The 21305-nt window shown below is 43.7% G+C and carries 18 protein-coding genes and 2 pseudogenes; 11 read left to right on the top strand and 9 right to left on the bottom strand.

The features are described 5' to 3' along the window. Window positions 1–154 precede the first annotated feature (154 nt). The 4 genes and pseudogenes from pdxH to M2R47_RS06485 all read right to left on the bottom strand — a co-directional run bounded on the left by pdxH (window position 155) and on the right by M2R47_RS06485 (window position 3819). Window positions 155–787, bottom strand: a complete 633-nt coding sequence (pdxH, locus tag M2R47_RS06500; protein WP_249100636.1) for a pyridoxamine 5'-phosphate oxidase — start codon at window positions 785–787, stop codon at window positions 155–157. A gap of 37 nt (window positions 788–824) precedes the next feature. Further along, window positions 825–1061, bottom strand: coding sequence for a hypothetical protein (locus M2R47_RS06495; protein ID WP_249100632.1), 237 nt, complete (start codon window positions 1059–1061; stop codon window positions 825–827). Beyond that, a complete protein-coding gene (locus M2R47_RS06490; protein WP_249100630.1) occupies window positions 1061–3160 on the bottom strand; it encodes a M3 family metallopeptidase in 2100 nt (699 codons plus the stop codon). The genes M2R47_RS06495 and M2R47_RS06490 overlap by 1 nt, the downstream gene beginning before the upstream one ends. Window positions 3161–3228: 68 nt before the next feature. Then, window positions 3229–3819, bottom strand: a pseudogene (locus M2R47_RS06485) (transposase). Between the two features lie 157 nt (window positions 3820–3976). Here M2R47_RS06485 and M2R47_RS06480 point away from each other — a divergent pair. Continuing rightward, entirely contained in the window at window positions 3977–4720 is a 744-nt protein-coding gene (locus tag M2R47_RS06480) for an endonuclease/exonuclease/phosphatase family protein (protein WP_249100627.1), read from the top strand. 49 nt (window positions 4721–4769) lie between these two features. Here M2R47_RS06480 and plsB read toward each other — a convergent pair whose 3' ends face one another. Further along, entirely contained in the window at window positions 4770–7259 is a 2490-nt protein-coding gene (plsB, locus tag M2R47_RS06475) for a glycerol-3-phosphate 1-O-acyltransferase PlsB (RefSeq protein ID WP_249100686.1), read from the bottom strand. Window positions 7260–7619: 360 nt separating this feature from the next. Here plsB and M2R47_RS06470 point away from each other — a divergent pair, with 360 nt between their 5' ends. The 9 genes and pseudogenes from M2R47_RS06470 (at window position 7620) to ykgO (ending at window position 15385) form a co-directional block, all read left to right on the top strand. Continuing rightward, window positions 7620–8540: an acyl-CoA thioesterase gene (locus tag M2R47_RS06470; protein ID WP_249100625.1), complete on the top strand. Its 921-nt coding sequence runs from the start codon at window positions 7620–7622 to the stop codon at window positions 8538–8540. A 22-nt stretch (window positions 8541–8562) separates the two neighbouring features. After that, window positions 8563–9717, top strand: coding sequence for a DUF1615 domain-containing protein (locus M2R47_RS06465; RefSeq protein WP_249100622.1), 1155 nt, complete (start codon window positions 8563–8565; stop codon window positions 9715–9717). 79 nt (window positions 9718–9796) lie between these two features. After that, window positions 9797–10579 (top strand): annotated as a pseudogene (hisIE, locus tag M2R47_RS06460) (bifunctional phosphoribosyl-AMP cyclohydrolase/phosphoribosyl-ATP diphosphatase HisIE); the annotation flags it as partial. Between the two features lie 106 nt (window positions 10580–10685). Continuing rightward, window positions 10686–10916, top strand: a complete 231-nt coding sequence (tatA, locus tag M2R47_RS06455) for a Sec-independent protein translocase subunit TatA (RefSeq protein ID WP_249100616.1) — start codon at window positions 10686–10688, stop codon at window positions 10914–10916. Between the two features lie 51 nt (window positions 10917–10967). Then, complete coding sequence (locus M2R47_RS06450; protein ID WP_249100613.1) at window positions 10968–11516, top strand: twin-arginine translocase TatA/TatE family subunit; 549 nt, start codon at window positions 10968–10970, stop codon at window positions 11514–11516. Then, entirely contained in the window at window positions 11513–12250 is a 738-nt protein-coding gene (gene tatC / locus M2R47_RS06445; protein ID WP_249100610.1) for a twin-arginine translocase subunit TatC, read from the top strand. Before M2R47_RS06450 ends, tatC begins: the two co-directional genes overlap by 4 nt. An 85-nt stretch (window positions 12251–12335) precedes the next feature. Then, window positions 12336–13817, top strand: a complete 1482-nt coding sequence (locus tag M2R47_RS06440) for a UvrD-helicase domain-containing protein (RefSeq protein ID WP_249100607.1) — start codon at window positions 12336–12338, stop codon at window positions 13815–13817. Window positions 13818–14121: 304 nt separating this feature from the next. After that, window positions 14122–15105 (top strand): tRNA dihydrouridine synthase, encoded by a 984-nt coding sequence (locus M2R47_RS06435; protein WP_249100604.1) that lies wholly within the window; start codon window positions 14122–14124, stop codon window positions 15103–15105. A gap of 139 nt (window positions 15106–15244) precedes the next feature. Then, window positions 15245–15385: a type B 50S ribosomal protein L36 gene (ykgO, locus tag M2R47_RS06430; protein ID WP_003657744.1), complete on the top strand. Its 141-nt coding sequence runs from the start codon at window positions 15245–15247 to the stop codon at window positions 15383–15385. Window positions 15386–15503: 118 nt separating this feature from the next. On the opposite strand, the gene M2R47_RS06425 is transcribed toward ykgO, so the two are convergent. From M2R47_RS06425 to pheS, 4 genes are all read right to left on the bottom strand, one after another. After that, entirely contained in the window at window positions 15504–15767 is a 264-nt protein-coding gene (locus M2R47_RS06425) for a type B 50S ribosomal protein L31 (protein ID WP_249100601.1), read from the bottom strand. A 200-nt stretch (window positions 15768–15967) separates the two neighbouring features. Then, entirely contained in the window at window positions 15968–16285 is a 318-nt protein-coding gene (locus M2R47_RS06420) for an integration host factor subunit alpha (RefSeq protein WP_249100599.1), read from the bottom strand. A gap of 37 nt (window positions 16286–16322) precedes the next feature. Continuing rightward, the gene (pheT, locus tag M2R47_RS06415) at window positions 16323–18722 is read right to left on the bottom strand and encodes a phenylalanine--tRNA ligase subunit beta (RefSeq protein ID WP_249100596.1); all 2400 of its coding nucleotides are present in this window, start codon (window positions 18720–18722) and stop codon (window positions 16323–16325) included. 53 nt (window positions 18723–18775) lie between these two features. Continuing rightward, window positions 18776–19804, bottom strand: a complete 1029-nt coding sequence (gene pheS, locus M2R47_RS06410) for a phenylalanine--tRNA ligase subunit alpha (protein ID WP_249100593.1) — start codon at window positions 19802–19804, stop codon at window positions 18776–18778. A gap of 387 nt (window positions 19805–20191) precedes the next feature. Between pheS and M2R47_RS06405 the strand changes: the two genes are divergently transcribed. Then, window positions 20192–21298, top strand: coding sequence for a porin (locus tag M2R47_RS06405; RefSeq protein ID WP_249100588.1), 1107 nt, complete (start codon window positions 20192–20194; stop codon window positions 21296–21298). The last annotated feature ends 7 nt before the right edge of the window (window positions 21299–21305 follow it).

The following is a 21305-nucleotide window of genomic DNA, read 5'->3' as shown; positions in this document are numbered from 1 at the left end:
ATCACGCTTAAAACCACCATGAAAATGGTTCAGCGTCATCTGATTGATGATTTATTTAGTAACAACACCCAATGACAATCACTAAGCAATGTGCGACCCCATCTTTTTTACTTGTGCCAATTTGTGATTTAACGATCGCATCAAAGGTGGTGTATTATGGGGCCAGACGCTCTTTGATCCACTCTTGGTCATTTAATTCATAACGAATGCGATCATGCAGACGCGAAGGACGACCTTGCCAAAACTCCACCCTGTCTGCTTTAACCAAATAACCACCCCAGTGCGGTGGGCGTGGTACAGTGATTGGATGCTTAACACCAAACAGAGCGGCACGCTTGACAATGACGGATTTGTCACTGATGACTTGACTTTGTTCGCTCGCCCATGCACCAATGCGACTGGCGTAAGGGCGACTGGCAAAATATTCGTCCGATGCGGCATTGCCCAACTTTTCTACCACGCCCTCAACGCGTACTTGGCGTTCCAGCTCTGCCCAAAAAAAAGTCATGCTGATGTAGGGATTGCTTGCCAATGCCCTGCCTTTTCTGCTGTCATAATTACTAAAAAACACAAAGCCATCATCATTAACTTCTTTTAATAACACCATGCGACTGCTGGGTCTGCCATCATCGTCGACGGTGGCGATATTCATGGCAGTAGGTTCATTAACTTTGGCACTCATCGCTTCATTCAGCCAAAGTTTGAATTGCTCAATGGGGTTGGCATGGCAATGTGATTTTGACAGCTCTTGCCTGCTATAATCTTCTCGAATGTCGTGTAGATTCATGAAAAAACACCTTGCTAAATGATGTGTGATTTTTGGGTTATTTAAATTTGACCACGCCCACGCTGTCTGTGCCGTAACCATCTTCTTGACGCATGGTGGCAGCCTCATTCATAGTAGGACGGTGTTCGCTATGGTTGCAGATGGTGCATTCAATCCATTCATCAAAAACTGGCTCAAACACCTGAATTTGTACCACCACATCCCTCGTGCGACACTTTGGGCAGGCAACTCCTGCTAAAAATTGGCGTTTTGGGCGACTGGATTGATAACGCATCAATCTTCCCCAAAACCACTATGGCGTAACAGTGCGTCAATTCTCGCTTCACGCCCTGCAAAAGCGATGAAATTCTCTTTGGCAGGTTTAGAGCCACCCATTGCTAAGATATTGTCATAAAACGCCTGACCAATGACAGGGTCAAACACCCCCTTTTCACCCGCATTGTCTTCAAACACACCAAATGCGTCTGCCGATAAAAGTTCCGCCCATTTATAAGAATAATAACCAGACGCATAGCCTCCTGCAAAAATGTGCGAAAAACTGTTGGCAAAACGGTTATTTTCAGGAGGCATGATGACCGCCACCTCACGACGAACTTGATTTTGCATGTCCAAAATCTGTTCGTGGCTTTCTAAATTACCTGCATGAATACGCAAATCAAACAGACTAAACTCAATTTGGCGTAAGTTTTGCATTCCTGATTGGAAGTTTTTGGCTCTTAGCATCGCATTTAGCTTATCGTCAGGTAATGGCTCACCTGTTTCAACATGACTGCTGATTTTGGCAATACCTGCCTTATCCCAAGCAAAATTTTCCATAAACTGGCTGGGCAACTCCACAGCATCCCACTCTACACCATTAATGCCAGAAACATCAGCAATGTTTACTTTGGTCAGTAAGTGATGCAGTGCATGACCAAACTCATGAAACAAAGTTAAAACTTCATCGTGAGTCAGTAGACTTGGCTGATTGTCGGTTGCAGGCGAAAAATTACCAACAACAAAACATACTGGTAAAGTCTCCTGTCCATTCAAACTGATGTGCCTACTTTGAAAATCTGACAACCAAGCACCGCCAGACTTACCCGAACGGGCATACAAATCAATATACACACCACCAATTAAGCCATCTTTACCATGCACTTCATAAAACTGTATGTCTTTGTGCCAAACCGGCGCATTCTTGGCAATGAACCATACGCCAAAGAGCGTGTTGATGATCTCAAACAACCCTTTTAACACCACAGGGGCTGGAAAATAGGGTCGAATCGCCTCATTGTCTAGGGCATACTTTTCATTTTGTAGCTTTTCACTAAAAAATGGTATGTCCCACGGCTTCATGTCATCAACGCCCAAAGTTTTGGCAAATGCTTGTAGTTCGGTCAAATCTTGAATGGCAAATGGGCGAGCCTTATCAGCAAGACTTAATAAAAACCTTTCAATCTCTTGATGGTCATTTGCCATCTTAGTCGCCAATGATACTTGAGTATAATCGTCAAAACCTAACAGTCTTGCTTGATCCGTGCGTAATTTTAAGATGCGAGCCATGATATCGCTGTTATCGAATGTGTTTGGCTGCCCTTCTTTGTTATCCATGACTGTCGCCTGTTCAGATGCACGAGTGCCATAAGCATGGTATAGTGTCTCACGCAAATCACGATCAGTCGCGTACTGCATGACTGCCAAATACATGGGAATGTCCAAGGTAGCCACATAATCGGTGGGCAACTTGGCATGAGGATTTTTGGCTTTATGAGTATCGCCTGCTGTCTTTAATAGTGCCAACCCATTGGGTGTGATGCCATCTAATTGATCAGCGGTCAGTGGCAAGGCAAAAGCATTGGTAGCGTCAAGCACATTGTCTGAAAATTGGGCAGATAAAACAGAAAGTTCACTTTGAATTTTAGCGAATGCTTTTTTTTGATCGTCAGACAGTCCGACTCCTGACAACTCAAACCCTTGCAAAGCAAGCTGCACTGAGCGAGTGCGTGCAATATCTGCATCATCTGACAGTTGGTCTTTGAGTGTTTGATACAATTCGTACAGTGCTTTTGATTGACCGACACGCACGCCAAATTCGGTAAGTTTTGGCAAAGCGTCATGGTAAGCATGGCGAACTTCGTCATTATTCATCACGCTATTTAGGTGCGACAATACCCCAAAAGGACGATGAATGGCATGATTTAATTGATCGAATTCATCAATGATGCTCATCGCATCATCAGTCATTGTACCGCTTTCAATCTCATCTAAAAAAGCATGTGCCGCATCCAGTGCTGCCTGTGTTTTTTGGGTGAGTGTCGCTGGCGTGGCTTGATAAAAGTCCACCAAACGCAAGCGTTCATCAAAATCTGGGCTGTGAAAATCAATACTCATGAAGCCATCCTGTATGTTGAAATAATCAAATCTTTTACAAAAATTAAGGGGATTGTAGCAGACAAGCCCTAAATCCCACACCATTCTCTCAATATCTTAAGCTGATTAGATGGTGTGCTGTAGTTAAATCTAAACTCACATTCTTTGATAAAAAGATGGAAGTTTTTCTTGGGGGTGTCATTGTATTTTCTAAGTATTCGTTTAGCTTGCAGCCAGAAGGTTTCAATGCCTTTAATGTGGCTTTGGTCTTTGACAAATGTAACCATCTGTGTAAACGATGCCATCTGGCTTGATTTTGCTTGAGATGATAGGCATTAAGGTGCTTTGCTTGGTATCTGTTACAACAACAGTATACACCCTGCCATGACGCTTCAAAAGACCAAACACAGCTGTTTTGCCGTAAGCCCACAACCTCGCTTACCTTTGCGAATGCCACCGAAGTAGCTTTCATCAAGCTCCACTCCACCATCAAACAAAGTATGGGCTTCAAGGTTGAGATTATATTCTATCACAAGTCTGATTTTGCGGTAAAATAAAGCTGCTGAAGTGTGCTTAAATGCCAAGCAAATCACTTGCTGCTCTGGCAGTAACTTGTGCTACAAAAAATTCAAGCAGTTTTATTTGAACTTTTTACCTAATTTACAATGAGTTATCTTCATGCTTGTAGCATGGCGTAGATGCTAATCTATTACAGTCCCAAAAAAATTATAAGGGCGGGTCAAGGATTTTGCAATGAACAAGTGTGATTTTTACCCTAACAAATAATAATTCCATGCTACAATGCCATTTTTAGCTTTTTAACAATCTCAAAGACCCATGAATCCCATCACCATCACCAGCTATAACATTCATAAGGGCATGTCGCCACTAAACCGTGAAGTCAAATTAACTGGCATGGCAAACGCCCTAAGAACCGTCAATTCTGATGTCTTATGCCTCCAAGAGGTACAGGGAAAAAATCTAAAACAAGCAATTGCCTTTAATGAGTATCCCAAACAATCACAACATGAATGGTTTGGCGAATATTTGGCATGTGCCGACACTTATGGTAAAAATGCTGAATATGAACACGGACATCATGGCAACGCCGTACTGTCTCGCCACCCACTTGACCCAAAGCATAATGTCAATATCACGGTCAGTCGTTTAGAGCAGCGAGGGGTTTTGCACTGTGAAATCATGCCTGACGGCTGGGGGTGTGCGGTGGTGGTGCTGTGTGCACATCTCAATCTGTTGCATACAGATCGTTTGAAACAATATCAGGCCATCATTGACTATGTTGATGGTACGATTGATAAAGAAGCACCACTCATACTGGCAGGAGACTTTAACGACTGGTCGAAAAAATCTGCCAAAATCTTACAATCACTTGGCATGATTGAAGCTTTTCATCACATACATGGCGTTCATCCTGCCACCTATCCTGCCAAACTACCCATACTTAGCCTTGACCGGATTTATGTCAGAAATTTAAAGATACACCAAGCGATTGTTCATACTGGCACTCCGTGGTCAACCCTGTCCGACCACCTTCCAATCAGTGCGGTGGTGGGACTATGATACAGCTTTGGTCATTGCTTGTTTGCCATCACAAATGTGGCAACGGTCATCATCTTTTTGATTTGCCAAATTTACGCTTGGTGCTCATCTCTTTAATGGTGGTCTCAATCTCGCCATCATCTAAGCTTGCTACATGACGCAAAAGCTGCATCATGTCAGGAGTGAGTACAAATTTGGCATTTTGTGCGATATTATCAATCCGCTCATCAAACATCAGCACACCGCTGTGGGCATCTGCCTGCACATAGTTTAAGCGTTTTAAGGTGTCAATAAAGCTTGTGAACAACGCCTTATCAAACATGTCTGGCAAATCATCAGCGTATAACACAGAGATTCGCTGACCCAAAGCATGGCAAAGATTGACCACCTGCTCAGCAGTCAAGCGATGACTGCCCTGCTCAGACAATAAGGCAAGAGCCATAAAATAGCGTTCAAGACTCTGCTGGGCGGCACTTGCTAAGACGATGAGCTGCTGATAACTGCTTGAATTCATCTCAGGCGTTCCCAGCACACCATCACCCAAATCCACGATGACACCCTCATCAATGAGTATGCCAAGTATCTTATCGGTAAGCTTATCAACATTTCTAAGGGCGGTGCTTAAAAAAAGTTCGGCTTGCAAAAATGGATACATGAGCGTCGTGATGGCATCAAGAGTAGCGCGATTGATGCGACCATTACGCTGCACTAATGATGCCAAAAAACTTACCATGATAAAAACATGCAAAATGTTATTTTTAAAATAACTTAGCATCGGTGCCTGCTTGTCAGCCACACGAATCATATCCCCCAACACATGAGGGGTACGCCCGATGAGTTTTAGTCGCTCGCCATAAGCCAAAATTTCCTTAGGAGTTAGGTTGGTAATGTGCGTTTCATCAGGCAAAGCTTTTGCGATACGCTGGTATAAAGCAATCTGCTCTAGACATTGAGTCTCATCAAGAGCAGCTTTTGGAGTGGATAATAAAACCAATGCCAAGAGCGATATGGGGTTGACAATGGCAGCTTTATTGATGTTTTGTAGTACTTTGATGCCTAAATTTTGTACCATGGCATGTATGTTGCTGGTGTTGGTAATGCCATCATCTTTGGGCTTCACAGAAAACTTTTCCATGAAATCACTAAGATATAGTGGTTCGCCAAATGACAAATGCACCGTACCAAACACTCGCTCAATTTTACGCGCGGTTTTTAAGATGCCAAGCCAATTCTCTGATTCTTTAGGCTTGCCTTTAAGCTCACCCACATAGGTCGCCCCCTCCATGATGCGTTCATAACTGATATAAGTAGGAATGAAAACAACGGGCTTGGCAGGCTCACGCAGATGGCTATTAACCGTCATTGCCAGCATTCCCAGCTTAGGCGGCAACAGGCGACCTGAACGAGAGCGACCCCCCTCGATGAAATATTCGATCGGAGCAGCTCTTTGCATTAAGTTGTGTACATATTCTTTAAATACCGTGGCATACAGTGCATTGCCTTTAAAACTGCGACGCATGAAAAACGCACCGCCATTTCTTAGTAATTCACCCAACACAGGAATGTTAAGATTATCGCCTGCTGCGATGTGCGGAATGCGTAAACCACGCTTATAGATGACATAAGACAATAGCAGATAGTCCATGTGGCTACGATGGCATGGCACATAGACAATCTGATGATCAGGCGCAAGTTTGCACACCTGTTCAAAGTCATGTACCTCAACGCCGTCATACAAACGCGTCCACAACCAAGTCAAAAAATGATCAAAAAATCTTAGCACCGAATGAGAATAATCGCTGACAATCTCACCCACATAGCTTGCCGCTTCCTTTTTGACGGCGGCGATGGACTTTCCTGACTCTTGAGATTGCTTTTCAATGGCTGCCATGACCACAGGGGAGGATAAGATTTTGCCTGCTTCATTGCGTCTGTCCGACAAATCAGGGCCGACAATGCTTGTACGCTGCTTATCCAAAAAGCCTTTTAAACGCAAATGAATGGTGTGCGACAGATTTTCCCCCACGCCCAATCGCGCCTCCTTGATGAGCACCTGTAACGATTCCACCTCAGAAAATCTTAAGAAAGTATCCCTGCCCATCACACCAATATTAAATAGCTGCTTAGGAATGCTTGGCGAACGCCATTCATCTGCCATCAGCAGTCGAAACATGGATTCTTCTTTATCAGGAGCACGCCCCCAAAGCACCGTTACAGGGATTAGATTGACATCAATGCTAGGATCATTCAGACATGCCTGAACCAAGCGTTCTAAGCGAGGCGAAACACTCAACTCACGCTCTGTATTACGCCCATTTAAAAACACCATCGCCGAGGACTCATCAAGTCCATGCTCATCAATTTTTGCCAAAGCTGAAGGTAGGCCCAGCTCTTCTGTCATCATACCCACCAACAAGCTGTTAGAGCGCGAATAATCACGAATCACATAGAAAGTTGGGTGGCTGTTACCGATCATGGGTGCATCACCGATGATGGTTGGCTTAACCGCAAGCGACAAACCCTTGGCAGAAAGACGGCGATAAACATTCGGCTCTGTCATTCGACGAACATCTGCCCCATCGACTGTCGCCAACTGTGCATCTTTGTTTGAAAGTGGTGTGTTTGAACGATTATGTTGTTTATCCAGTCTGAATAAGCTGGCTAATTTTGAAGTAGGAATTTTTAACATGGCACGCTGAAGGGTAGTCCAAATTGATTCATTTTATTTTATCATCTTTTTATATTTTAGCCATAAAAAAGACGCATTTGCTTGATTTATGTATTGTTATCATGACATCATCATTGTTTATGTCGCAACATGATTAGGTTGTCTTAATGACACAGCCATTCATCTTATCATATTGACAATCCAAAAATCCGATTGGATAATAATGTCATGTTCAATTACCAGCCAGTTATCATGACTCATATTTTTGCCAAAAGTAACAACCCAAAAGACCTAGCCGCTGATTTATTATACACGCTCACCTTAGAACAGACCGCTCCTGATGTCTTTTGTGGCCCAAGCTTTGACTATGTCGGACCTCGTATTTTTGGCGGACAAGTGCTGGCACAAGCACTGATGGCGGGTGCATTGACCCTAGACCAAGACAAACCCTGTCATTCTCTGCACGGCTATTTTTTACGTGGTGGCGATATTCGCTACCCTGTGCATTATCAAGTACGCCGACTGCGTGATGGTCGCAGTCTGTCTGCCAGAGAGGTGACTGCGATACAATATGTGCCAGATCAAGCTAACCAATCAGCTCAGCAGGTCATTTTCTCAATGATTGCGTCTTTTTCACCAATGGAAGGTGGTCTTGATCATCAAAAAACCATGCCCACCTACCCAGCACCAGACATTCTGCCCAACGAACAAGAATTAAAATCTCATCAAATAACAAAGATACCAAAATCACTACAAGCCAGATTCATGCGGCAACGCCATGTTGAAATCAAACCGATTGACCCAAAAGATCCCATCGACCCAGAGCCAGCCCTACCACGCCAAGCCAACTGGCTACGCATTGAGGCAATTGGCGACCAACCAATAGCGATTCACCAAGCATTACTCGCCTTTTCTTCTGATTTTTATTTGGTGGGTACAGGACTGATGAGTCATGGACTTAGTTATCTTAGCCAAGGTCTTCAAGTTGCCAGCATTGACCACTCAATGCACTTTCACCGCCCATTTGACATCAGTCAATGGCTACTTTATGACATGTGGAGCGATACGACAAGTCATGCTAAAGGCTTGAATCATGGGCAGTTTTGGCAAGATGGCAAGCTTGTTGCCACCACGCAACAAGAAGGTTTGATGCGTCTATCCACTCGCCAATAATCCATTACCGCACAAGTTCGCCATGCTAAAATTCACCGTTTTGATTGTCTTGACTGCCCTGCTTGTTGCATGCGGTACTGCAGATGACAAGCAGGCTAAGTCATTAACAAATCAGCACATTACCAAGCTAATACCTGTTCATGTCAATAACAAAGAGTCGTGGGCATCTGACATTGCCCAAGTCTTTGACGACTTAAACATTCCAAAAACCACCCAAAACATCTGTACCACCATTGCCGTCATTGATCAAGAATCAAACTTTCATGCCGATCCTGCTGTGGTCAATTTGGGCAAGGCATCTTTAAAAGCGATTGATGAACAGTTAGAAAGAAAATTTGGCAAAATATTGGCAAAAGCTTTTCGAAACATGTTAGAAGTTAAACCCACCAAAGAAAACAGCTTCATCGAACAGATAAAAAAAGTCAAGACCGAGCGTCAGCTTGATGAATTGTATCGAGAGATTTTTGACTATTTTGCCAGCAGCTATAAAGTCGCAGGCTTAGCACAAATGACTAAGCTGACAGGTGCAGGCATTGACGAACGCATCAATCCAGTTACTACGCTAGGCTCAATGCAAGTGCATATTGACTATGCCCGTGCTCATCGTCGTAGCAACATGAACGACCGTGATTTACGCAATGATCTTTACAGTCAATATGGCGGACTGTATTATGGCATTCATCGACTGATGAAGTATCAGGCGGATTACGACAAACCTTTGTATCGATTTGCCGATTACAATTCTGGCATGTATTCTAGCAGAAATGCTGCATTTCAACAGCGTGTTTCTACCTTGACAGGTGAACGCCTTACTCTTGATGGCGACTTGTTGCTTTACCACGATGGCAGCCCAATGAGTAAAAAAAGCCTCAGTGAAAATGCCATCATTCAGCTCCTTAGTACCACATCAACACCCCTAAGCGAGCGACAAATCCGATCAGACCTAAAAAAAGAAAAGCTCAAATCATTTGAAACCACACAAACCTATCGCATTATCAGCGAGCTTTTTGAGAAAAAATATGGTAAAAAACCCAGCTATGCCATCATGCCACAAGTCGTCATTTCAGGACCAAAACTTAGCCAAGACTATGACACCAGCTGGTTTGCCAATCGTGTCAATAAGCGTTACCAACACTGCATGTCTGTCGCCAAAAAACACGGTATCAAATACCAATGATGTTTACCAAATCAAGTAACCAGTGCTTAAAAAAGATTATTGGCAAATAAAGATAATATGATACAATGACACGAAACAGGAGATGACGATGAGATTCCTTGACACCCTAAAATTCAATGAAGATGGACTGATTCCCACCATCGCCCAAGACCGTGATACAGGGCAGATTTTAATGATGGCATGGCAGAATCGTGAAGCACTGGAACTGACCATCAAAACAGGAATGGGTGTGTATTTTAGTCGTTCTCGTGGCAAACTATGGCATAAAGGCGAATCTAGCGGACACACCCAAGTCGTTCATGAGATTCGCACCGATTGCGATGCTGATGTCATAACTCTCATCATCACCCAAGTTGGTGGCATTGCTTGTCATACAGGACGCAAAAGCTGTTTTTACCAAAAACTTGACATGACAAATCTCACTTGGGAGACGGTTGAAGAGGTCATCAAACATCCTGATGAAATTTATCACAAACCTAACCACGCTCACCCAAAGAATGTATCGACATCAATTTTGTCTAAGCTTGATGCGATTTTAGAGACACGCAAGACTGCTGACAAAGACAGCTCATATGTGGCAAGTCTGCATCACAAAGGTCTGAATAAAATCCTAGAAAAAATTGGTGAAGAAGCCACCGAAAGCATCATCGCTGCCAAAGAGCTACAACTGACCCGTCAACTTGGCAAAGACACCAGCAAACAAAAGACCGATTTCATTTATGAAATCGCTGATGTGTGGTTTCATAGCCTTGTGGCACTATCACACCTAGAACTTTGTAGTGATGATGTCTTAGAAGAGCTTAGCAGACGCTTTGGACTGTCTGGCATTGATGAGAAAAATGCACGCAGAGCCGAGCATTAGATGATGATGGGCTGGCTGTCATCATTTTGTCAAAAATTTACGCTAGCATTTGATACCTATTGTCATCTTTTTTTATATTTGATTCATAACAAATAAAGAGGTAATTATGGGCGGTCTTTCTATCACGCATTGGCTCATCTTATTGGTCGTAGTGGTGATCATTTTTGGCACATCAAAGCTCAAAAATGCAGGCAAGGACTTGGGTTCTGCCGTCAAAGGCTTTAAAGATGCAGTCAAAGAAGAAGATAAACCAGTCAAAGTCATCGGTGAAAATGCAGATGGCAAGACGGTGGTTGCTGAAGTCAAAGAAATCAAAATCGAAAAGACCGACGCTTAAAGAAATCAACATTCATGATGTTGAGCATATGGGACAACTGGACGAAGTGCTGTGCTAAATCTTGGTTTTTTTGAATTGACGCTCTTTGGGATCATCGCACTCATCGTGTTAGGCCCTGAAAAATTATTGACAACTGCTCGCACACTTGGCAAGTGGTATGCCAATATCCGCCAAATGTCAGCACGCCTAAAAAGTGAGTTCGTCAGTGAGCTACAACTTTTGGAAGTCACCGATGAACTCAAAGGCGAGCTTGCCAAAATGCGTGAAGCGGAAGCCAAAATGAAGGCACACATGACGGAGCTTGAGCGTCGCATTCAACAAAATAAGTCCATGCTAATCAGCAATGAAAACCAAGCCGCCACTGATGAGCAAGAAACAATCACTCATGCCACCAATAACGACTTAGACAATCACCATGGACAACACATCACACTTGAAGCAGCACTGAACATTCCCATGACTGATCGCTGGTTTCTACTTAGCAATCATGACAAAAAAAGACGGCTTCCTAACGCACCATTTCTGCCCAATCATCAAGCTGATCCGCTATTAAGCACACCCCTCACCCCACTCAACCAACCAATCATCAAAACACCATGAAATCACCCACCAACCACGATGCCGACATGCCTCTGATGGCACATTTTACCGAATTGCGTACACGACTGATTCGTGTGATCATGATGGTGATTGTGGTGTTCTTAGCGTTGGTTGGATTTAGTCGAGAGCTGTATGATTTCATTTCAAATCCGCTGGTCGCTTTATTACCCAGCCAAGCAAGTCTCATTGCCACTGATGTTGCGTCAGGATTTTTAGCACCAATCAAACTGACCTTTTTTGTTTCGCTATTTTTGACCGTTCCTTTTATCATCTCTCAAATATGGGGCTTTGTTTCCCCTGCTCTTTACAAGCACGAAAAGCACACTGCTTTACCGCTACTACTCTCTTCCATCATACTGTTTTACATAGGCGTGGCATTTGCTTACTTTGTCGTGCTGGTACCTGCACTCAAATTTTTTGTGATGTTTTCTCCTGATAATGTCTTACCAATGACTGACATTCAAAGTTATCTGGACTTTGTCATCAAGTTGTTTGCTGTATTTGGTGTGATGTTTGAGATTCCTGTTGCCACCTTATTACTTGTGTTGATGCGAATTGTTAGCCCCAAGGCACTGGCAAGCAAGCGACGCTATATCATTGTTGGGTGTTTTTTCATTGCCGCCATCGTTACCCCACCTGATGGAGCTAGCATGCTGATGCTTGCCGTACCCATGTGTCTACTTTTTGAATTTGGCTTGATGATGGCAAAGTTACTCGTCAAAGACAATGAATAGACCATCATCAGCAACAAAAAATTAAGCAACAAACCATCTTAAAAACTGTGCTATAATTAGCAATTTTTCACACTGTTTTCCATCAATGAGCCAGAACAAGCACACGCCCACCGATGAGCAATTGACCGCTTTAGAAATGGCAAAAACAGGTCAATCTTTCAAAATCGTTGCCTATGCTGGGGCAGGTAAGACCACCACCCTAAAACTCATCAGTGAAAACATGCGTGGTCAAGGACTGTACCTAGCATTCAACAAAGCCATCGCGAATGAAGCGCAGGGCAAATTTCCAACTAATATACGCTGCCAAACTTTTCATTCGCTTGCTTTTCGGCATGTTCCTCGTAATATTACCACCAAAATCAGTCTGCCTCGTTTAACACCAAGCAAGCTGGCAGCCGAACTTAATCTCCAAGCCATCGAAGTTGAACGCACGATTGATGGTGTTGTCAAGCCAGTCTTATTGACAGCTTCCAAGCTTGCCAACATCGTTTCAGAAGGCTTGATGAACTTTTGCAAAACCGACAGTGCCTATCCAGCACCACGACACATCAAGCCGCCCTCTTGGCTTGGTCAAGCAGATGGTGAACGACTAAGAGAGTTGCTATACCCCGCCTTAGAACAGCGATGGTTGCAGTCGATTGACCCACGACATCAATCAGGGATTGGACATGACATCTATCTGAAGTTATGGACACTATCCAGCCCCATCATTCCTGCCGATTTCATCTTATTTGACGAAGCCCAAGATGCAGACCCCTTGATGATGGGAGCCTTGATTCGTCAAAATAAGCAAACCATCTATGTTGGTGATGCTCATCAACAAATTTATGAATGGCGTGGTGCTTTAAACGCCATGAAACGCCTACCCTATCCACAAGCCCTATTGACGCAGTCGTTTCGATTTGGCGAGGAGGTTGCCAAAGTCGCCAATGTTTTTTTAACCGCACTACAAGAGAAAATCCCTCTAAAAGGCAATCCTAACATCTCCAGTCGCATCGCAAAGCTGCCCAGCAATGGCAACAAAGACGCCATTTTATGTCGCACCAACGCCAGTGCCATGAGTCACTTATTATCTGGTCTAAAAGCTGGGCATAAAGTCGCTTTGCAAGCCGACAGTGAGCGTATTTTACGATTTTGTCATGCCGCCCAAAGCCTTCAAACAGGCAAATCTGCCCATGGCGTGCCAGAGCTTGCATTTTTTAAGCATTGGGGTGAGGTTCAAGAATTTAGCGAGACCAGTGAGGGTTCAGACCTAAAAACATGGGTCAAACTCGTCGAAGAACATGGCACACAGACCATCACCAGCACCATCAAAAGACTAACCACCCAAAATCACGCTGACTATGTCATCTCCACCGCCCATAAAGCCAAGGGACTAGAATGGAGACGAGTGCAGATCAGTGATGACTTTTTGTATGATGTCAAACGCCAAAGCGTTGAAATCACGCCAGAAGAGTTGCGATTGCTGTATGTTGCTTGTACTCGTGCCAAAACAACGCTTGACATCCATCACATCAGCGATTTAATAACCGCTCTTATTGATGACAAGAAGTTGATTTATAAATAATTTTTAAGAGTTTAAGAACATCGACTAAAATGAGATGATGGCATGATGATTTTCACCATCGCAGTATTCACACTTACCCCAGATGCCACACCATCAAGCAGACTCCTACATGCAAATATCCCAAAAATGGCAAAAAGTCGATGACTCTAAGACGAACCCCACCCTGATGTCAGTTCTTGATGACAAGAAGCAAAAAACCCATTTTGCTTTCATTATAACGACACGGTGCATGATGGTGAAAAGCACCAACTTTTCACCTATTAAAAACAATATTTATTTAAATTTGCCTATTGAATGTTAACTTATGGATTTTAATCATTTTTTTAAACAGCCCGTCCGACTGCTTGCTCCAATGGAAGGACTGACCGATCCACTCATGCGACAAATCCTTACCAAGATTGCATGCGATCTTGGCACCCCCTACGATTGGTCGGTGAGTGAGTTTATCCGAGTAACACACTACCCCCTGCCTGCTCATGTGTTTTATAAATATGTGCCAGAGCTTCATGACAAAGGCAAGACAACAAGCGGTACGCCAATTCATGTGCAATTGCTTGGTAGCAATCCTGACACCATGTCGCAAAGTGCATTCGTCGCAACAACACTGGGTGCCAAAGCAATTGATCTTAATTTCGGCTGTCCTGCAAAAACCGTCAACAACCATAAAGGCGGTGCGGTACTTTTAGATGAACCAGATACCCTTTACACCATCATTCATGCTGTGCGTAAAGCCGTACCAAGCGACATTCCCGTCTCTGCCAAAATTCGCCTAGGGCATAAAGACACTTCCAAGATGGCTGAGATTGGACAAGCGATAAAATCAGCCAATGCCAGCTGGCTGACCATTCATGCACGCACCAAAACACAAGGCTACAAACCTCCTGCCTATTGGGAGATGATCGAGCCATTCACTCACTTGGGCTTACCCATCATTGCCAATGGGGAAATTTGGACAGCCGAAGATGCACATCGCTGTATGGCACAAGCAGGCACACCACATCTCATGCTTGGGCGTGGTGCGGTTACTAGACCTGATCTCATCACCAATATTCACCAAGATACCATCACTCTAAGCTGGCATGAACTGGTAACACATCAAATCGCCTTTTTACATGATGACACAGACAATCAATCAGGCTTAATAGGTCGTTATAAACAATGGCTTGGTATGCTGACCAAAGGCTACATGCAAGCACAGGGCATCTGGCCAATCATCAAACGCCTAAAAACCACACAGGAGATCATTGCCATTCTCAAGCAGTCCGCATCAACTCATGAATCAGCATGACATCCGACTCAACTTGATTATTTGATTTCTGTATTTTTTGAATATTAAGAACCATGATGACTTGCATATTCATCAAAATGGGCGTATAATTCATCTTAATTATTATGTTATAACATTTTAATCATCAAGGAGCATCATCATGCAAGTTTTATCTTCTCTAAAATCCGCCAAAAATCGCCATGAAGATTGTCAAATCGTCCGTCGTCGTGGTCGAACTTTCGTCATTTGCAAGTCAAACCCTCGCTTTAAGGCCGTACAAGGTGGCAAGAAACGCAAGTAAATTGTTTTAGTCAGCTCATCTTAGCAGTGGGCAGAATTCATCAACACAATTCAACATAAAAAAATACCCTAAAAGTTTGACTTTCAGGGTATTTTTTAGGGCGTGTGTCTTAAATGTCTTAAGATTTTTTACCACGATTTGCGAACGCACCAAAACGCTTATTAAAGCTGGCAACACGACCTTCGTTAGCAGCTTTACGCTGTTCGCCAGTATAGAATGGATGTGACGCACTGGAAATATCAAGTGGATAATATGGGTATTCTTTACCCTCATACTCACGAGTTGCTTTGGTGGCAACAGTAGAGCGAGTTAGGAAGTACACATCAGCATTAGTATCGTGGAACAGTACTTCTTTATAATCTGGGTGAATGTCTTTACGCATGTTAATCGTCCAATAAACCTAAGCACTAATACACACTGCCTTAAAACTTCATATCATTTTATGACAGCCCAACATGGCCACGCCATCACCAACCAACTTTGGCATGTCGCACCATGCTTTTTCATCTATTAGCCCACTTAGGTGGGAAAAATGAGTCAGTATTATAACAATACTGACTTTATCATTCAAGCTAAATTTGCTTAGCGATGATTCTTAACTTGACGCACCGCACTTTGCTTATCAATATGATTGCGGAGCTTTTGCCCTGCCTTAAAAGTAACGACACGGCGAGCTTTAATAGGTACGCTCTCACCCGTCTTGGGATTGCGTCCTGGTCGTGGCTTTTTGTCTTTAAGCTCGAAATTACCAAAGCCTGAGATTTTCACCTCTTTGCCATCGGTCAAGTTTTGACTAATTTCCTCAAAGAAATTATCCACAATCTTGCGTGCATCTTGACGAGTGATACGCAGGCGAATAGTCAGGCGGTCAATCATATCCGCCTTGGTTAACGCACTCATGATTATTCCTTATTTATCAATGACTCAGCATGAACGATCAGCTGTCTCGAAGCTGTGCATCATGTTCGTTAGTCAAGGTCTTAATGACCTTATCCATCACACCTTTGATTGTCTCATCTTCAAGTGTTGCTTTGCTGTCTTGGAGCAGCATGGCAAATGCAAGTGACTTTCTACCCTCTGGCAAGCGTTCCCCTTGATAAACATCAAATAACCACAAATCAATCAAGTAATCACCTGCTGATTGACGGATGCTTTCCATCAACGCCTGCCATGTTACCGACTGATCCACCAAGAACGCCAAATCTCGGCGAACGCTTGGGAATTTGCTTGGTGCGGTGATGGGGCTTGTGGTGCGATATGTCTGAATCAATGGCTCAATGGCAAACTGAGCCACCCATACCATGGGCAAATCCATCGCCTTAGCAATGCTTGGGTGCAACTGACCAAACCACCCTAAACGCACCCCATCGACAAGCAGATACGCACTTTGTCCAGGATGCAAAAAAGTCAGATCCGCACGCTCATATGACACCAAGAACTTATTTAACTGTCGTGGCAATAAACTCTCAATATCTCTTTTAAAGTCAAAGAAATCCATCAAACGCTTGTCATAAACACTTTCATCGTCCACAAGCCCTGTGGCAACCATCGCAAGGCTTGGAGTCTGCACCAAATCGTTGATGTCTTGACCGACAAAGCAAAGACCTGACTCAAACAGTCGCACACGAGACTGCTGACGCTTTATATTGCGAGAAACCACAGGCAGCAGACTGGATAATAGTGTTCGTCTCATCACCGCAAGCTGTGGAGAGATTGGATTGGCAAGAGACAATGCCGCTCCTAGCTGTTCATCGTCAAATAACGCCTCAGTAGCTGCATCACTAAAACTAAAACTCACCGCCTCAAAATACCCAGAGTTGGCCAAACCAAGCTTGAGATTCTGCTCAATGTCTTGTGCGTCATCATGGCTCATTGCGAAAGTAAGTTTTGGCAAATGTGTGACGATGTTATCATAACCATACATTCGTGCAATCTCTTCAATCACATCTTCAGCAATATGTAGATCGAATCGGTGAGTCGGTGGCTGGCAAGTGAATTGATGCCCATCAAAAGCCGTCTCGATCTCCAAACGATTCAGCATCGCCACCACCTCATCGCTTGGCAGGTCCATACCCAAGATCTGCTGAATTTTTATTTTTGGCAAAACAATCGGCTCACGCCTTGGCAATTTGTTGGTGTTTTCTATCGTGGTGATTTGACCGACTTGACCACCTGCAATCTCATGAATGAGAGCGGTGGCACGATTTAGGGCAGTTAATGGCAAGTCAAAGTCCACACCTCGTTCAAAACGCTGACTGGCATCAGTATGAAGTCCGAAGCGTCTGGCTCTGGCAGCTATCGCAAGCTGGCTAAAATGAGCCGATTCTAGTATGATGCTTGTTGTCTCATCTGTCACTGCTGAACGCAAGCCACCCATGATGCCAGCCAACGCCAGCACACCCACATCATCAGCAATCACTAACTCATCTCCTGTGAGTGTGATGGTTTGCCCATTCAATAGCTCGACTTGCTCTCCTTGATTTGCCAGCCTGACGACAACATCACCGACAATCTTTTTGGCATCAAAAGCATGTAACGGCTGACCAAGTTCAAGCAGAACAAAATTGGTCACATCAACCAAAAAATTATGCGTACGCACACCAGATGCAACCAAATGATCACTTAGCCATTTTGGAGTTACCACCGAACGATCAATATTGCTAATGAATTGCGCAAGATAGCGTGGACAAGCTTCATCATTAAGCACCTTGACACTTGGGGCAATGTTTAGCGTAGGGACAACCTCATGAATGGCTGGACAATTTAAAGGCAGACGGTTAATCGCACCAAGTTCACGAGCCAGCCCTAAGACACTAAAACAATCCCCGCGATTTGGCGTGATGGACACATCAAAAATCATCGCATCCAAACCCAAATAATCACGCACATCCACCCCAATCGGTGCATCTGCTGGCAATTCAATCAAACCATCGATCGCATCCTCCAAGCCAATCTCACTGGCACCACAGAGCATGCCATGGCTTTCAACACCACGCAATTTTCCTTTTTTGATGCGAAATTCTTTACCGTCAATTGGTGGTAGGACCGCCCCAACAGTCGCTACGGCTACTTTTAGACCCGTTCGCACATTGGCAGCTCCGCAGACGATTTGAAGCGGCTCGCCTTCACCAACATCAACAGCTGTCACACGCAAACGGTCAGCATCTGGATGTGGTTCACAGCGTACGACCTCACCAATCACAACACCGCTAAAAGCAGGAGCAACCGTCTGAGCATCGTCAAGTTCAAGACCTGCCATGGTGAGTTGCTCACCAAGCTCCTTTGAGTTATTGGCAGGATTTACCCATTGTCTTAGCCAATTTTCACTGATTTTCATAACCATCTCTTATCGTATTTTTATCATTAGTTTGTGTGCACCAGTTTGGCAAATCAGGCAAACTGCTTTAAAAACCTTAAATCATTTTGAAAAAACAAACGCAGATCGTTCACGCCATAATACAGCATGGCAAATCTCTCAATGCCCATGCCAAAGGCAAATCCTGAATACTCATCAGGATTGATGCCGCAGTTACGCAATACCTGTGGATGCACCATGCCACAACCCAGCACTTCCAGCCAATCTCCATGCTCAGAAAGAATATCCACTTCAGCAGACGGTTCAGTGAATGGGAAAAAGCTTGGGCGAAAACGCACTGTCATCTCTTTACCAAAAAATGCGTTCAAAAACTCATGAATCACACCTTTTAACTCAGCAAAATTGCTTGATTTGGAAATCATCAAGCCTTCCATCTGATGAAACATTGGCGAATGAGTCTGATCACTGTCGCAGCGATAAACACGGCCAGGGCAAATGATGCGTAGAGGCGGCTCGCTTGATTGCATCGTACGAATTTGCACGCCTGATGTGTGTGTACGCAATAAATGATGAGCATCAAAATAAAAAGTGTCGTGCATGGCACGCGCAGGATGATGCTCAGGAATGTTTAGCGCCTCAAAATTATAGTAATCACTCTCAACCTCAGGGCCAGTTACCGCACAAAATCCAGCTTGCACAAAAAATTGTTTCATGCGTTCAGTCACATGCGTGATTGGGTGCAATCCTCCCGTTGTCATGCCTCGAGCCGGCAAACTGATGTCCACTTGTTCATCAGCCAACTTGGCATTGAGTACTTCGGCAGCAAGCGTTTCTTTGCGTTCATCGAACGCCACGCCAATGCGCGTGCGTAATTCATGCAAATACGCCCCATAAACTTTCTTGCCATCAGCATCCAAACCACCCAATTGTTTGGATAAGGCGGCGATGGGGGATTTTTTTCCCTGCAAATCCACTCTAAGAGCCTGCAACTCTGTCTCATTTTTGGCATCACCAATCAGCTGGCAAGCCACATCAGCAAAATTCACAAAATCTTGCTCACCAAGCTCAATCAAAGCTTGATTTAAGATGGGTAATGTGGTCATAGGTCAACAACTCATGTCAATTCTTATCAAAAAAAGCAATAAAAATAAAGCACTTATTGTAAATAATTCATTTTCAAATGTAAATAAGCGATTCATCATAATTGACAGTTTTCTCTCAAGTAATGCCCATGACACATCAATACTCTACATAAAAAAGCCATTCTTGGTAGCTTGCATGCCCATCATACGGCATTTTCTATGGCATTGCACATCATCAAATTTTCATGAGTGAAAAAGTATTGACATGTTCTGCATTTTTCTTGTATATTTGGGTTGCATTCTTAGCAATTTATTGCAGGATTGCAAATCTTAGCTGTCGCATCATTATGTCTTGATAGGACAAAGACCTTGATGATACATGGAACATCAGCCTTTAAGGAATCTGTTATGAAACGCTCAGTTTTAAATACCGCCATCAAAGCAACCGCCACACTTGCCATCGCAACACTTACCACAGAAACTTTTGCAGCTCCCCAAATCTCTGGTCGTCTCTATCTGTCTGCGTTGTACGATAATATTGATAACAAAGAGCATAACACCGTCACACAGACCATTTCGGATACCAAATCCGACCGCCTTTCTTTAAATTCTGCTGGATCTCGTGTTCGTCTGACTGGTGAAGAAAAGTTGACAAAAGACATCGATTTAGAGTATCGGTTGGAATATTCGATTTTCTTGGACAATGACGGCGAGGGTAAAAATTTCTCTGCTCGTAACACTTACCTAGGGTTTAAGCATGATGACTATGGTACTGTACGCGTGGGTCGAATCTTTACCCCAGATGATGATATTGATTATGTCGATCAAAGCTATCTGTATGCTTCTGGCAGCGGATTACCATTTAGCTACGGTGGTCAACGCACGAATAACACCATTCAATACATTTCCCCAAAATTCAACAATGGCAAAACACAAATCAAACTGCATTACGCCATGGATGAAAATTCTGATAACAATCATGGTGGCAAATTTACCACCTTTCATGATGGTGTAACAAAAAAACAAGAGCGTGATATGATCGCAGGTCATATTTTGCATGAAGATACAAAATATGACGCAGGAATATCCTATACTCATGCTGGAGATTTTAGTGCGTTGCGTGGCATGGTCAGCTACAAGCCAAATGAAAAACTAACCGTTGGCGTCATCGTTCAACAAACCGATTATGACAGTGGCAACAAAGAGCTAGGAGCGTTAGTTAGCGGATTGTATTCACTTGACAAGACGACCAATCTCTACGCACAGGTCGGTCATGCGAATAATTACGAGGGCCACAAGGATGGCGAACAAACCAAAGCAAGCATCGGTGCGATCAAGTCCTTAAAAAATGATGATGGCATCCGTCTACGCACATTTGGCTCTCTATCTTACCTAGATCAGACATCTTATTCTTATAAAGACAGACAAGATGGCAACGGCAACACAGTAAAAGATTTGGTTCGTTCAGAACAAAATGGTTTTGGCTTGGAAGTTGGATTGCGATACGATTTTTAACTATTTT

Origin of the sequence: Moraxella oculi, assembly GCF_023336735.1 — a bacterium.
In the GTDB taxonomy this organism is placed as follows: Bacteria; Pseudomonadota; Gammaproteobacteria; order Pseudomonadales; family Moraxellaceae; genus Moraxella; species Moraxella oculi.
The sequence above is the reverse complement of the archived record's forward strand: the minus strand, read 5'-3'. Positions and strand labels throughout refer to the sequence as shown.

Excerpts from the sequence above, each read along its gene's own strand:
- pdxH (WP_249100636.1), bottom strand. The coding sequence starts at position 787 with ATGAATCTACACGACATTCGAGAAGATTATAGCAGGCAAGAGCTGTCA.
- M2R47_RS06495 (WP_249100632.1), bottom strand. The coding sequence starts at position 1,061 with ATGCGTTATCAATCCAGTCGCCCAAAACGCCAATTTTTAGCAGGAGTT.
- M2R47_RS06490 (WP_249100630.1), bottom strand. The coding sequence starts at position 3,160 with ATGAGTATTGATTTTCACAGCCCAGATTTTGATGAACGCTTGCGTTTG.
- M2R47_RS06480 (WP_249100627.1), top strand. The coding sequence starts at position 3,977 with ATGAATCCCATCACCATCACCAGCTATAACATTCATAAGGGCATGTCG.
- plsB (WP_249100686.1), bottom strand. The coding sequence starts at position 7,259 with ATGACAGAGCCGAATGTTTATCGCCGTCTTTCTGCCAAGGGTTTGTCG.
- M2R47_RS06470 (WP_249100625.1), top strand. The coding sequence starts at position 7,620 with ATGACTCATATTTTTGCCAAAAGTAACAACCCAAAAGACCTAGCCGCT.
- M2R47_RS06465 (WP_249100622.1), top strand. The coding sequence starts at position 8,563 with ATGCTAAAATTCACCGTTTTGATTGTCTTGACTGCCCTGCTTGTTGCA.
- tatA (WP_249100616.1), top strand. The coding sequence starts at position 10,686 with ATGGGCGGTCTTTCTATCACGCATTGGCTCATCTTATTGGTCGTAGTG.
- tatC (WP_249100610.1), top strand. The coding sequence starts at position 11,513 with ATGAAATCACCCACCAACCACGATGCCGACATGCCTCTGATGGCACAT.
- M2R47_RS06440 (WP_249100607.1), top strand. The coding sequence starts at position 12,336 with ATGAGCCAGAACAAGCACACGCCCACCGATGAGCAATTGACCGCTTTA.
- M2R47_RS06435 (WP_249100604.1), top strand. The coding sequence starts at position 14,122 with ATGGATTTTAATCATTTTTTTAAACAGCCCGTCCGACTGCTTGCTCCA.
- ykgO (WP_003657744.1), top strand. The coding sequence starts at position 15,245 with ATGCAAGTTTTATCTTCTCTAAAATCCGCCAAAAATCGCCATGAAGAT.
- M2R47_RS06425 (WP_249100601.1), bottom strand. The coding sequence starts at position 15,767 with ATGCGTAAAGACATTCACCCAGATTATAAAGAAGTACTGTTCCACGAT.
- M2R47_RS06420 (WP_249100599.1), bottom strand. The coding sequence starts at position 16,285 with ATGAGTGCGTTAACCAAGGCGGATATGATTGACCGCCTGACTATTCGC.
- pheT (WP_249100596.1), bottom strand. The coding sequence starts at position 18,722 with ATGAAAATCAGTGAAAATTGGCTAAGACAATGGGTAAATCCTGCCAAT.
- pheS (WP_249100593.1), bottom strand. The coding sequence starts at position 19,804 with ATGACCACATTACCCATCTTAAATCAAGCTTTGATTGAGCTTGGTGAG.
- M2R47_RS06405 (WP_249100588.1), top strand. The coding sequence starts at position 20,192 with ATGAAACGCTCAGTTTTAAATACCGCCATCAAAGCAACCGCCACACTT.